This window comes from Vreelandella arctica (assembly GCF_037070215.1).
GTDB lineage: Bacteria > Pseudomonadota > Gammaproteobacteria > Pseudomonadales > Halomonadaceae > Vreelandella > Vreelandella arctica.
In genome coordinates this window covers 1-12,245 of record NZ_JBANSN010000053.1, presented here as the reverse complement: position 1 = coordinate 12,245, position 12,245 = coordinate 1, and the positions used below count along the sequence as shown (strand labels likewise).

General features: G+C 53.6%; 13 protein-coding genes. 7 read left to right on the top strand and 6 right to left on the bottom strand.

Features of this window, described 5'->3' with window-relative positions:
* Positions 1-59 precede the first annotated feature (59 nt).
* The gene (gene hmpA / locus V8L70_RS21835) at positions 60-1,232 is read left to right on the top strand and encodes an NO-inducible flavohemoprotein (protein WP_336270589.1); all 1,173 of its coding nucleotides are present in this window, start codon (positions 60-62) and stop codon (positions 1,230-1,232) included.
* A 69-nt stretch (positions 1,233-1,301) separates the two neighbouring features.
* On the opposite strand, the gene ubiT is transcribed toward hmpA, so the two are convergent.
* The 4 genes from ubiT to V8L70_RS21815 all read right to left on the bottom strand — a co-directional run bounded on the left by ubiT (position 1,302) and on the right by V8L70_RS21815 (position 3,395).
* Complete coding sequence (gene ubiT / locus V8L70_RS21830) at positions 1,302-1,799, bottom strand: ubiquinone anaerobic biosynthesis accessory factor UbiT (protein WP_290834935.1); 498 nt, start codon at positions 1,797-1,799, stop codon at positions 1,302-1,304.
* A 139-nt stretch (positions 1,800-1,938) separates the two neighbouring features.
* Positions 1,939-2,325, bottom strand: a complete 387-nt coding sequence (locus V8L70_RS21825) for a SirB2 family protein (protein ID WP_290834933.1) — start codon at positions 2,323-2,325, stop codon at positions 1,939-1,941.
* A 10-nt stretch (positions 2,326-2,335) separates the two neighbouring features.
* Positions 2,336-2,728: a ribonucleotide reductase subunit alpha gene (locus tag V8L70_RS21820; protein ID WP_336270588.1), complete on the bottom strand. Its 393-nt coding sequence runs from the start codon at positions 2,726-2,728 to the stop codon at positions 2,336-2,338.
* A 97-nt stretch (positions 2,729-2,825) separates the two neighbouring features.
* Positions 2,826-3,395 (bottom strand): hypothetical protein, encoded by a 570-nt coding sequence (locus tag V8L70_RS21815; RefSeq protein ID WP_336270587.1) that lies wholly within the window; start codon positions 3,393-3,395, stop codon positions 2,826-2,828.
* A 176-nt stretch (positions 3,396-3,571) separates the two neighbouring features.
* Between V8L70_RS21815 and V8L70_RS21810 the strand changes: the two genes are divergently transcribed.
* The 5 genes from V8L70_RS21810 to V8L70_RS21790 all read left to right on the top strand — a co-directional run bounded on the left by V8L70_RS21810 (position 3,572) and on the right by V8L70_RS21790 (position 10,050).
* Entirely contained in the window at positions 3,572-5,470 is a 1,899-nt protein-coding gene (locus tag V8L70_RS21810; protein WP_336270586.1) for a type IV pili methyl-accepting chemotaxis transducer N-terminal domain-containing protein, read from the top strand.
* Positions 5,470-6,138: a two-component system response regulator NarL gene (gene narL, locus V8L70_RS21805; protein WP_083023291.1), complete on the top strand. Its 669-nt coding sequence runs from the start codon at positions 5,470-5,472 to the stop codon at positions 6,136-6,138. Before V8L70_RS21810 ends, narL begins: the two co-directional genes overlap by 1 nt.
* Before the next feature lie 238 nt (positions 6,139-6,376).
* Positions 6,377-7,969 (top strand): MFS transporter, encoded by a 1,593-nt coding sequence (locus V8L70_RS21800; protein WP_336270585.1) that lies wholly within the window; start codon positions 6,377-6,379, stop codon positions 7,967-7,969.
* Positions 7,970-8,040: 71 nt separating this feature from the next.
* Positions 8,041-8,499, top strand: a complete 459-nt coding sequence (locus tag V8L70_RS21795) for a universal stress protein (protein ID WP_101146341.1) — start codon at positions 8,041-8,043, stop codon at positions 8,497-8,499.
* Between the two features lie 57 nt (positions 8,500-8,556).
* Positions 8,557-10,050, top strand: a complete 1,494-nt coding sequence (locus V8L70_RS21790; protein WP_101146340.1) for an MFS transporter — start codon at positions 8,557-8,559, stop codon at positions 10,048-10,050.
* A gap of 147 nt (positions 10,051-10,197) precedes the next feature.
* Here the strand turns inward: V8L70_RS21790 and V8L70_RS21785 are convergent, their stop codons facing one another.
* Positions 10,198-10,614 carry a MarR family winged helix-turn-helix transcriptional regulator gene (locus V8L70_RS21785; protein WP_101146339.1) on the bottom strand — a complete coding sequence of 139 codons (417 nt, stop codon included), beginning with the start codon at positions 10,612-10,614 and terminating at the stop codon, positions 10,198-10,200.
* 128 nt (positions 10,615-10,742) lie between these two features.
* Between V8L70_RS21785 and V8L70_RS21780 the strand changes: the two genes are divergently transcribed.
* Positions 10,743-11,309 (top strand): YIP1 family protein, encoded by a 567-nt coding sequence (locus tag V8L70_RS21780; RefSeq protein WP_101146338.1) that lies wholly within the window; start codon positions 10,743-10,745, stop codon positions 11,307-11,309.
* Positions 11,310-11,392: 83 nt separating this feature from the next.
* Here the strand turns inward: V8L70_RS21780 and V8L70_RS21775 are convergent, their stop codons facing one another.
* Positions 11,393-11,824 (bottom strand): DUF488 domain-containing protein, encoded by a 432-nt coding sequence (locus V8L70_RS21775; RefSeq protein WP_101146337.1) that lies wholly within the window; start codon positions 11,822-11,824, stop codon positions 11,393-11,395.
* Between the last annotated feature and the right edge of the window lie 421 nt (positions 11,825-12,245).

Sequence of the window (12,245 nt, the reverse complement as noted above, 5' to 3'; positions counted from 1 at the left end):
ACTCATAGCATTAAGAAAGATGTATTTACAATACATCTTAAAATACTAAGGAATTAACAATGCTAACACATGAGCAAGAAAAGCTGATCAACTCGACAGCTCCCGTCGTGGCCGAGCACCTAAATGCTATTACCCAGCGATTCTATCCGCTAATGTTTGCTCGCTACCCTGAAGTCAAACCGCTCTTTAATGAGGTTCATCAGCAAAGCGGCGGACAGCCCCGTGCCTTGGCCAACGCCGTGTTGGCCTATGTCCAACTACGCAGCAATCCTGCTCAAGCACGCGCCACGCTGGACGTTGTCGTCAGTAAACACGTCTCGTTAGGCATTCTTCCCGAGCAGTACCCTATTGTCGGTGAATGCTTGCTGGCAGCGATTGGCGAAGTGCTGGGTGATGCCATCACCCCGGAAATCGCTGATGCCTGGGGCGCTCTGTATAACGAGCTTGCCGCCCTTCTGATCGACCTTGAAGAACAACGCTATCGCGAGTTTGAGCAACGTCCTGGCGGTTGGCGGGGCACCCGACGCTTCAAGATTGCCAGCACCCAGCAGGAGAGTGTCTTGATTCGCTCTTTTATTCTGGCACCCGAGGATGGCGACACGGTGGCTGACCATGAGCCTGGCCAATATATCGGCGTACGCCTAACCATTAATGGCGAACCGGCCTATCGGCATTACAGCCTATCGGATACCCCCAATGGTCGGAGCTATCGCATCTCAATCAAACGCGAAGCAGAAGGGCTAGTCAGTCGTCATTTTCACGACGTCCTGCAACCAGGCGATAGCATAGAGCTGCTTCCCCCCGCAGGTGATTTGACGCTGGTAGAGGGTGACGAACCGCTGCTGTTTGCCAGCGGGGGAGTCGGTCAAACGCCACTTCTCCCCATAGCGCGGCATGCTTTGGCCCTTGGACGACAGGTAGTCTATTTACACGCTGCCTTAGATGCCGATCATCACGCTTTTAATGACGAGCTTAAAACCTTGAAGGCTGCCTATCCCCAACGTTTTCAAGCTGTCAGCATTCATGAACGGGGAAACTGCGCCGATCATACTGGGCGTATCGACCGCTCCTTATTAGCTGACTACCTGCCTAGCCCTATGGCTCGCTGCTATTTTGTCGGTCCCCAGGGGTTCATGACGGCTATCAACAATGCTTTGGCTGAGCTAGGTATCGGCGCAGACCGCCGACACTTTGAGCACTTCGGCCCCTCGCGACCGCTCGACGCCGCTTGATAAATAGGCGGCCTCAGTAACGCATACCGACGCCGCCTAATAAATTCCTGGAAGCTGGGGAGGGTGAAATCACCCACTGCGCGACATCCGCTCTAGCCCCATCAGCACTTCACCTAAACGACCTTGCGCAAAACTTTCCTCACGGCCATCCAGCAGGTTTTTAAGCGTTAACCCCAGCTCCGTGTCCCCTTCTATGACTAAACGACGCTGGAAAAACAGGCTATCGGGGTCTTCGCGGCGAGTAGCAAGGCACAAAAACTCGCGCCATCCTCCACGAATGGTTGCCTCGCCCTGCTCACGGCATACTACCAAGCGCTGGGCTTTAAGCGTCAGGCTTAGCGTCACCCCTAAATCCCCGATGGCGAGGGTAATACGCCGCCCTTCCAGAACATCAAACTCGCCCTCTTGCAGAGGCTCAGCAAACGTACGGTTGAGTAAAGGCGCGATTACACGCTGCTTAATAATGAAAGGCACCTTCGGATCAAGAAGACGAATCAAATGCTCAAGGTTTACCGGTAGAGGCAGCAACGCAGACGCCGGGGGAACAACAAACGGTAGCAATGACACAGCACGCACTCCTAAGTAAAAGCAACAATGGCAAACGCCATGGGGTCTATACTAAGCACTGCCATGACGCTGCGAGCTGATATGTGTCAGTAGAGACGACATAACCTCACTCATGGCCATTGCGATGTACCAGCCCGACTCAAGCTAGCCAGGAAAGAGGGCTGTGGCGAATGGCGGCCCCCACCATATAGGCGAATAAACAGATAGCCACCACGGCGGCAATACCACGCGCCTGGGGCGTCTTCCCGCGTTTAATGGCAATATTGCCAATACCGATATACGCCAGTAATGCCAGCAATTTGGCTCCCAGCCAGGGAAGCTGCCAGGGCCATACGGAGAGCAGCATCATTAACGTCACCCCTAGGCCCAACAGAGCCGTATCGATGAGGTGAGGCAATACCTTGACCCAACGGGCTTTGAGTTGCGGGCTTTCCCGCACCGACCACCAGGCGCGCACCATGAAGAGCGTGATGCTCAACGCAGCGGCCATCATATGCAGATGCTTAATGACAAAATAGTGTTCCACGGTAACGCCCTCAGCCAACGTTCACGGCATCGCCATGACGATCGAAAGCGATGAACGAGGTGATATTGCCCATTTGCAACGACTCCATCATGCGCTGGAGCTGTCGCTCAACCTCGGCGTCGTCCTTTGGGTCGTCCATGGCAGCAGCGAACACCAGATCCCATTCGATTTCAGTACGACGAGACTCCTCAACCAAGGCCGCCATGCTGCTCAGCTCTTCGGTCGATTTGTCTACGCATATTACTGGCACCAACACGCCACCTTCGCCCTGTTCAAAGCGACGGCGCTGCTCGGCATCGGGGAAATCGGGCAGCTCGGCGCGAACAAATACAAACAGCAGCCGTTGGGGCTGAGGTTGTTTACGCGCTTCCTGCAGTAAATCGGCAAACGTCGCTATGGTCATAAAACAGGCCTTATCGCTGGTAGTTAAGAATTAGTAGTTAAGAATTAGTAGTTAAGAATTAGTAGGTAAGATTAGTAGGTTAAAATAGCCGGTGGCGTTACTTAGGGGATTCCACGAAAAGCCATAGCAACAGCATAATCATGAACAGAGGGATCAACAGGCTAAGGGGCGCAGCTCGCCACCCATAGGCTTGAACGACCAGGGGTGTCAACTGCAACGAAAACCCTATGCCTGCTGCTAAAGCCAGACAAAGCCCGATCCAAGAGCGTGTGGTTCGGCCAGGCATCCAGCCTTCCGCGTGAGCAATACCGGTGGCAATCATCGCGCCGCCTAGCCCAAGCCCGCCCCCCACCAGCAGGAATTCCCACGGCTGACTTGCTACCCCGAACCAGCCCAGGGTCAGTGCCAGTCCCAATAGCAGCCACTGCATCAAGCTGCATGTGCAACTTCGTCGAGCCAGACACCATGCTGGCCACGCCAACAGAACGCCGCTACCCAGCGGCAGCAACACATAAACGGGATGAATCGCGAGCAAGGCGTAGAGTGTCCAGCTGGCCACCGCCAAGGCGCTTGCCAGCGGCATGAGCAGCATGGCTACCAGCAGCTGATAGCCATTGACTGGCTCTGTTGATGTCTCCAGCATCGGAGGTGGAACGAGTGAAGGCATAGCGTTTCCCGGCGAGGGTATGAAGACATCAGCAGACATGTAAGAATTGTCTGTAAATACCGGGTGTAGGTCAAAAAACATCGGAGGTAGTTCGGCTAACCCTAAAGGGATAGCCCTCGTATCAAGATGCAGACAGTGCCACACTCTCTTACCTCTTCCGCGCTATCGGAACTACCATGAAATTACTTCAACGTTCCCTGGTTGCTCGCATCATTGCGTCGCTGCTAGCCATTAGCGGTATGGCACTTATCAGCATCACGTTGACCATGGCAATGTCTAACAGCAGCCGTGGCGATGCTGCGGCGATTAATGTCGCCGGCTCGTTACGCATGAATGCTTATCAAATAATGGGGACCTTGCAGCGTCTGGAGTATGCCCCCGAGGAAACCAGTGAAGAGCGACTAGCCAGCTTGATGGCGAGCTTTAATCAGCGTTTGCATGACACAACCTTACAGCAAACTATCCCGACTGATGACCGTCACGAGCGCCACCGTCAGTTGGAAAAGATTCAGACCTACTGGCAGCGCACACTTCGCCCTGCCCTACAGGCCCAGCCCAGCGCCGCTGAACGTGATCTTGATACGCTGGAAATGATGATCGTTGCGATGGTCAATGACATCGAAGGGCTAGTGACCTTCCTGGAACAGAGCACCGAGGCCAAGGTGCGCCTGCTTGGCATGATGCAAGTGCTCTTTTTAGTGCTGATCGCTATTGTAGTCGCAATCGCCCTCTACGATGTTCGCCATAATCTGGTAGTGCCGCTACGCCAGCTGATGGTACTTGCCCGCGAGGCGGCGCAGCGTAACTTCAAGCCACGTTCCCAGCTTCGCGGCAGCGACGAGTTGGCTTTGCTGGGCCACACCTTTAACAGGATGTCTGCCGAGCTGGCAACAAGCTACGCCGCACTGGAAGACAAAGTCTCGCGCAAGAAGCAGGAGCTTGAGCGCAGCAATCAGGCGCTGCAGGTAATGCACGATGCCAGCCGCTCGCTGTATGGGGGCGGTAACGACCTCTGCTCCAGCGCAGCGCCCATGTTACGCGAATTGGAAAAGCTGCTGGATATCGGGCCGATACGGCTTTCCCTAAACGACCCTTTCGATCAACGGGAAATGCCGGTATTAGAAACCCACTCGCGCACCCGACCAGAGTATTGCCGTGACCAGGAGTGTCACGCTTGCCTGATCGATCCTCGCCCCTTGGAGATGGTGTCCAATAACCAGTCACAGTGCTTACTGCTACCGATTAGCGTAGGCGATACGTTGCTAGGCACCCTGGAAGTGTGGTATCCCCAGGAGCGCCTCAACGATAGCACCCATCGGCTGCTCACCATGTTAGCCGACCAGCTCGCGACGGCGGTGTACCTGCAGCGACGTATCGAGGAGCAGCAACACGTTACGCTGATCAACGAGCGAACTATCATTGCGCGGGAACTGCATGACTCTCTAGCCCAATCGCTCTCTTATCTCAAGATGCAGGTCGCTCGACTCGAACGCATGCAGCAGAAAGAAGCCACCCGAGAGATGCAGTCTGCGGTATTCGACGAGCTGCGCACCGGTTTAAACAGTGCCTATCGCCAACTGCGTGAGTTACTCACCACCTTCCGACTCAAACTAGAGGGGCCAGGGCTGCAATTTGCCTTACGCCAGACCGTCGAGGAGTTCAGCCAGCGTATGGGGGTAATGGTCGACCTTGACTACGATGTGCCGCCTTATCTGCTTAACCCCAATGAAGAAATTCACGTCCTTCAGATCATTCGCGAGGCGCTGGCCAATACCCACAAGCATGCCCACGCCCATTGGGCGGGGGTCACTGTGCGTTTCGCCGATGCTCGCCTGCTAGTGCGTATTGAGGATGACGGCATCGGCCTTGAAGACGACAGCTCGCCGCCGATGCACTACGGTTTGGTGATCATTCGCGACCGTGCCACTACCCTGAACGGTAAGCTGAGCATCGCCAATCGCCCCGCAGGAGGTACTGGTATTGAGATACTCTTCACTCCGTTGACCGCTCGCTTAATTCAGCAGCAGCCTGCTACGGCTGCCCCCGACTCTCACTTAGGTACAGGGACTTCTTAATGACGCTGACTACCGCCAACGATACACCCGCCAGCCTGATGATTATCGACGACCACCCGCTACTACGGCGTGGCGTGATTCAGCTGCTTGAACTAGAAGACGATCTTGAATTGGTTGGCGAGACAGGCGACCCGGAAGAGGGCATTGCACTGGCCCTCAAACTTGAGCCTGACTTGGTTTTACTTGATTTAAACATGCCGGGCGTCAATGGTTTAGAAGCTTTGCGCCGCCTGCGGGAAGCCAACTATAGCGGCCGTGTGGTGATGTTCACTGTTTCCGACCATGAGGATGATGTGGTCGCGGCGCTGCGCAACGGTGCCGACGGTTACCTGCTAAAGGATATGGAGCCTGAAGACATGGTTCGCCAGCTGCGTCAGGCTGCTCTGGGTCGCATGGTGATTAGCGAGAGCCTTACCGCCCTGCTCGCGGAAGCCCTGCGTAATCAGCGCAATGCGCCCACCACCCCGGATATTCATAGCCTAACGCAGCGTGAACGTGAAATTCTGCAACAGCTTGCTGGCGGACTCTCCAACAAGCTCATCGCGCGCAAGCTGGATATTACCGAAGGCACGGTCAAGGTTCACGTCAAGCACCTGCTCAAAAAGCTCAACTTACGCTCCCGTGTCGAAGCCGCCGTCTGGGCAGTCCAGGAAGGTATCGATCACTAGTCGATTCTGTGTGGTTACCTCCAAAGACTCACAGAGTACTTCTACCCTGACCCGCCTTTACCCCCTCCCGATTTTTTCTCTTTAAAATCAACGAACCCAGGCTTTTCAGCGACTACCTCTCAAGAGGTATGTCGCTGATTTTACTGCCATTTACACCTATTCCCCAACTTCTTCCTCAAGCGTATCTTGCTGTCTAACTGCTAGATGCAGATAGGTTTGATGCCAAGGGGAAATCACCATGAGTAAGAGAAACGCCGACATTGAGAAGTGGGATGTCGAAGACGCCCAATTCTGGGAACAGGAAGGCAAGCACATCGCCAACCGCAACCTATGGATATCCATTCCCAGCCTGCTGATGGGCTTTGCTGTCTGGATGATGTGGGGAATGATTACCACCCAGATGCAAAATCTGGGTTTTTCGTTCACGGTTAACCAGCTATTTTCCCTGACCGCACTTGCCGGCTTGGCAGGTGCCACATTGCGCATCCCAGCCTCGTTCATGATCCGCATCGCTGGCGGGCGGAACACCATCTTCCTGACCACCGCGCTGTTGATGATCCCGGCCGCAGGAACTGGTATCGCCTTGATGAACCCAGGCACGCCGTTCTGGGTTTTCCAGGCATTGGCGCTACTTTCCGGTATCGGAGGTGGTAACTTCGCTTGTTCGATGAGCAACATCTCCACATTTTATCCCAGCAAGCAGCAAGGTTACGCCCTGGGCATGAATGCAGGCCTAGGCAATTTCGGCGTCACTACCATGCAGATTGTGATCCCTCTGGTGATGACCGTCGGCATTTTCGGCGCTATGGCCGGATCGCCAATGGAACTGCAAAGCGCTAGCGGTACGTTGATCGGCCGTATCGAAGCAGGTACCGATACCTGGATCCAGAATGCTGGATTTATCTGGCTTGTTTTTCTGATTCCGCTGGCGTTCGCCGGTTGGTTCGGTATGAACAATCTACGCACCATTACGCCCAATCCTGGCCCCCCGCTGGCGGCTTTCGGCAAAATATTAGGGCTTTACGGCGTCGGCCTGGTGACCACCATCGTCGGTATGTTGGCACTCGGCTGGCTTAATATGTGGATTGCCCTGCCGTTAACCATTGTTCTGACTTTAGTGTTGTTGCGCCTGATTCCAGGCGACATCAAGCCCAATATTCAGAAGCAGTTCGCGATATTTTCCAATAAGCACACTTGGTCAATGACCATCCTCTACATTCTAACCTTCGGCTCCTTTATCGGCTTCTCTGCAGCCCTGCCGCTCTCTATCAACGTCATCTTCGGCAACATGATGGAAGCCACTGCCGATGGCACGCTGATTCGCGTAGCCAATCCAGAGGCGCCCAGCGCTTTGACCTGGGCTTGGATAGGCCCCTTCGTCGGCGCCCTGATCCGTCCGCTGGGTGGATGGATCTCCGACAAAGTGGGTGGCTCCATCGTTACCCAAATCATCTCTGCGGTCATGGTGGTTGCCTCTATCGCCACCGGCTACGTGATGATGCAGGCCTATAACGCCACCGATCCCAATCAATTCTTTTGGCTGTTCCTGTTGCTATTCATCGTGTTATTCGCCGCCAGTGGTATCGGCAACGGCTCTACCTTCCGCAGCATCGGGGTTATTTTCGACCAGCAGCAGAAAGGCCCGGTACTTGGCTGGACCTCAGCCGTCGCTGCCTATGGCGCCTTCATCGCCCCGCGTGTAATGGGCGAGCAAATCCAGGCCGGCACACCGGAGCTTGCCATGTACGGCTTTGCGGTCTTCTACGCCATCTGCCTCGTCATCAACTGGTGGTTCTACCTACGCAAGGGTGCCTACGTCAAAAACCCTTGAATACAACTTGCTTCTTTACGCCCGGAGCTTAGCTCCGGGTCTTACCCCCTACCCCAATGCGGGAGGACACTATGAAAATCATGATTGCCTATGACGGTTCTCGGAACGCCAAGCTGGCACTCGCTCAAGTCGTCACTATGTTCCGCTGTAACCAACCTCTGCTGGTACTGGTCGGCGTGGTGGAGAATCCACTCGACGCTACCGATAACAACGAAACGCTTTTTCAGCAGGAACACGATGAGGTCAAACAGCACCTCCAAGAGGGAGTGAAATTCGCTATCGGTGAGGGTTTCCAGGCCGAGCAGCTTCTCGCTGAGGGGGATGCACGCAAGATGCTGCTTCAGGCAACTCGCAAACTCTCACCCGACCTGCTGGTGATTGCTCGCCATAGCCATCAACCGGACGGCGGCATCATCGCCAAGTCGTTGACCTATTTTGTTGATGAACTCGACTACATGACTTTCGGCAGCGTCAGCTCATTCCTGGCCCGGCGCGCCGAGTGTCCCTTGCTGATCTTACCCAGCCCTTGAGCAGCCTCTACCCCTTCTTTGGTACAGACCACCTTTGGGACACAGGACGATACGATCATGAAAGTTTCCGCTGTATTCAAGTTTCGCAGCCCCGAGATCCGGGCCTTGCACCTGACCTGGATTGCCTTCTTTATTACCTTTTACGTGTGGTTCAACATGGCGCCGCTCGCGTCGAGCATGCTCAAGAGTGTCGACTGGCTGACCCCGGACGATCTCAAGCTATTCGCTATTTGTAACGTCGCATTGACCATTCCAGCGCGCATTATCGTCGGCATGGCATTGGACCGCTTTGGGCCACGTCGGGTGTTCTCGGTACTCATGGTAAGCATGTCGCTACCGGCGCTGGCATTTGCTTTCGGTAACAGCATGACGCAGCTGCTAGTGGCGCGCCTGGTGCTGAGCTCGATTGGCGCCAGCTTCGTGGTGGGTATTCACATGACGGCGCTGTGGTTCAAGCCCAAGGACATCGGCTTCGCCGAAGGCTTTTACGCTGGCTGGGGTAACTTCGGTTCCGCCGTAGCGGCCATGTCGCTGCCGACTATCGCCCTGAGCATGTATGGCGGCCCGGATGGATGGCGCTGGGCCATCGCGCAGAGTGCCCTTGTTATGGCCGCTTACGGTGTTTACTACTGGTTCGCGATCACTGATGGCCCAGATGCTCAGGCCCACCGCAAACCACGCAAGACCGCCGCCATGGAAGTGAGCTCCTGGGGCGATATGATCAAGCTGATCATCTGGACGATCCCGCTGGTCGGCGTACTCGCCATTCTAGTCTGGCGCATTCAATATATGGGCTATTTATCGGTTACGGGTGCCGTCATCGCTTATCTAGCCATTATCGCGATCGTCATCTATCAAATTGTCCAGATATTGAGAGTCAATCTACCGATCCTGCGTAAGGGGGTACCGGAGGACGATAAGTACTCTTTCAACAATGTGGCGGCGCTTAACAGCACCTATTTTGCCAACTTTGGAGCTGAACTGGCGGTCGTGTCGATGCTGCCCATGTTCTTTGAGGAGACCTGGGGCCTGAATGCCGCTACGGCCGGTCTGATCGCTGCCTCGTTCGCCTTCGTCAATTTGGTGGCCCGCCCCATGGGCGGCATGGTCTCCGACCGCATGGGTAACCGGCGTTTCGTGATGCTGTGCTACATGTTTGGCATTAGCGTTGGGTTCTTGCTGATGGCCATGCTCAATTCGAGTTGGCCACTCATTCTGGCCATTGCGGTGACCATCGGCACGTCGATTTTCGTACAAGGGGCTGAGGGAGCGACCTTCGGCATCATTCCCTCCATCAAGCGCCGCATCACTGGGCAAATCTCGGGCATGGCTGGCGCCTACGGCAATGTTGGCGCGGTGGTCTACCTAACCATCTTTACGTTTGTCACTCCATCGCAGTTCTTCTACATCATCGCGACTGGCGCCTTCATCAGTTGGGTTATTTGCTTAATGTGGCTGAAGGAGCCAGAAGGCGCTTTCGATGACGAGTACTACGTCTCTTCAGTCGACAGGGACATCGAAGAACAAGCTCTACAGCATGCCAAGCGCTGAACGTTCGGAACTTCTGTAGCATCACGGCGCTGTCCGCATCAATTAGATCCGGACAGCGTCTGTAGCAGCAAAAATAGCGCCCTTCAGAGCGCTCTTAATTAGGAGCCGTAATGTATATTGGCTATATCACACTTCTTAAGCTCTGCATTAAGGGGACTTATTCCAGCCAGCCAATGGTGTGTCTTCCTGCAAATGACGCAACTCAGGTTGATGAGCTTCAGCAATTTGCGCTACCCGACTCACGCCCTCTTCCAATAAATGCACTTCTATTTGACGCCGATCCTCACGCCCTTGCCGCCGCACAACCAGCGATTGCTGCTCACAGCGGTCAACTAGCGCCACCACCCCATGATGCTTCGCTTGAAGTCGCTCAGCAAGCTCCCCCACCGTCGCCCAATCTCTTCCATGGAAGCCACGGAGATGTAGCAATAGTTGATACTGCAATGGCGTCAGCCCATAGCGGCGACAGATATCTTCACTATGGCGAAGAAAACAACGTAAACGATAACGAAATTGCGACAACCGCTCAAAGTCACTTTTTTCAAGCGTCTGTTTTTTATCCATTTTTACAATTCTCTTTACCACATACTTAATGATCGCCTAATCGCCAATTTATAGCGCCTTTACAAAAAAACAATATCATACCATGATATAAATGACCATCAAGATTATGCCTCCAGGAGGAATCTGAAATGAGAGCACTCACTTTTCTCAAGTTACCATTCAACCATCGTGAAGGCTGGAAAGAGTTACAGGCTTCCTCCCCCTCCGTTCCCTTACTAGCGTGGCTGGTGGTTTTACCCATGTCGCTCTTGCCACCAGTAATGCTCTATTATGCGGGCACTCATTACGGCGATGCATTTATGGCTGGCTTTGCTGGCCGAGAGTGGCGTTTTATCACTACAATTATCTTCCTTGCGGAGTTATTGAGTTTTTTCATTATCGGGTGGGTAATCTACGCTGTAGTCAATGGAACTGATGAGCTATCTATCAGCTATCAAGATGCCTATTTACTTGCCACGCTTGCCCCACTACCTTTATTCGTCGCGTCATTGGCGCTATTGGTACCCAACTTATTTTTCAACGTAGTGGTTATACTTAGCGGGCTGGGCGTCTCTTGCAGCTTGATTTACCACGGTTTACGAGCATTCTGTACGAATCAAAAATTTGATGTTGCTACTATCTCAGCCACGTACACAATCATGGCTGCCAGTGCTTTAGGGTGGGGCCTTCTGTTTGCTGTTATCTGGGCTTATTAAGCAGTTAACATTATATTCACCGGCCAAGAATGGCAGCAGCTCATTCCTCGTCAAGCCAAATTACGACGAGTTAAGCTAGCGGTCTAACGATGAGAAGTGGGTAATGTGTGCGCCAAACAGGGAGAAGAGCAAAATCCCCTATCACTGGCGTCTTCCTCTGCAAGCGCTGATAGCGTCAGTTCTTTGAGTACCGGAAGGTGTGAATCTTCAATTTGACGAGCTGCGGTTAGTAAAGTAAGTCGCCCTGCTCTTGTGAATTTCATTAAAGGCAATAGCTTATCAGGGCATGTCTTCAGCTCACTGCTATACCGCTCAAGAAATAGTGATTTACTGATTTTTTGCTGCAGATAATGACGGCACAATTGAAATGCAGGTGCTATCTCTGGATGCCACTCATTCAGTGCAAGTGAACGGCGAGACAGCCCGCTAGGCCATAACCGATCAACCAACATGCGACTTCCGTCGTGCTCTTCTATCGGCGCATATATACGCTTAAGCGTGATTTCATACGACATCGTTTAGATACCTCTGCCAGCGCGCTCATGGCTTCAGCGAGTAAATCATATCATAGCAGCAATCTGGACCAAGCCTCGTACACATTGATAACTCCAATAATATGCTTTTCGGTATAGAGTTTTGAATCGCCCGGGATATTCTAGAGTAATCCCAACTCGACAAGCCTAGAGTGAACAGGAACCAGCCTTTCGGCTTCTGGTGTGATTGTGTGGCTTGAATGTGAATACAAAGAACACCATTCACTGTTTTGAAGTCGCTCAAGCGAAGCTGACAGAGTTCCCCAAGCCTTGCACCAGTGTAGATGCGTATTCCGGCGAACGTGACCGGTCATTCCGGTGATCGTGACCGATTTGCACACGGCCTTCACGCTGGAGAGAGTTTTGTACGCTGAGCGGTCACGATGGGTCAACCGATTCCGTT

What these genes read in the sequence shown, in the direction of transcription:
- hmpA (WP_336270589.1), top strand. Translation starts at nt 60, where the DNA reads ATGCTAACACATGAGCAAGAAAAGCTGATCAACTCGACAGCTCCCGTC.
- V8L70_RS21820 (WP_336270588.1), bottom strand. Translation starts at nt 2,728, where the DNA reads ATGACCATAGCGACGTTTGCCGATTTACTGCAGGAAGCGCGTAAACAA.
- V8L70_RS21815 (WP_336270587.1), bottom strand. Translation starts at nt 3,395, where the DNA reads ATGCCTTCACTCGTTCCACCTCCGATGCTGGAGACATCAACAGAGCCA.
- V8L70_RS21810 (WP_336270586.1), top strand. Translation starts at nt 3,572, where the DNA reads ATGAAATTACTTCAACGTTCCCTGGTTGCTCGCATCATTGCGTCGCTG.
- narL (WP_083023291.1), top strand. Translation starts at nt 5,470, where the DNA reads ATGACGCTGACTACCGCCAACGATACACCCGCCAGCCTGATGATTATC.
- V8L70_RS21800 (WP_336270585.1), top strand. Translation starts at nt 6,377, where the DNA reads ATGAGTAAGAGAAACGCCGACATTGAGAAGTGGGATGTCGAAGACGCC.
- V8L70_RS21795 (WP_101146341.1), top strand. Translation starts at nt 8,041, where the DNA reads ATGAAAATCATGATTGCCTATGACGGTTCTCGGAACGCCAAGCTGGCA.
- V8L70_RS21790 (WP_101146340.1), top strand. Translation starts at nt 8,557, where the DNA reads ATGAAAGTTTCCGCTGTATTCAAGTTTCGCAGCCCCGAGATCCGGGCC.
- V8L70_RS21785 (WP_101146339.1), bottom strand. Translation starts at nt 10,614, where the DNA reads ATGGATAAAAAACAGACGCTTGAAAAAAGTGACTTTGAGCGGTTGTCG.
- V8L70_RS21780 (WP_101146338.1), top strand. Translation starts at nt 10,743, where the DNA reads ATGAGAGCACTCACTTTTCTCAAGTTACCATTCAACCATCGTGAAGGC.
- V8L70_RS21775 (WP_101146337.1), bottom strand. Translation starts at nt 11,824, where the DNA reads ATGTCGTATGAAATCACGCTTAAGCGTATATATGCGCCGATAGAAGAG.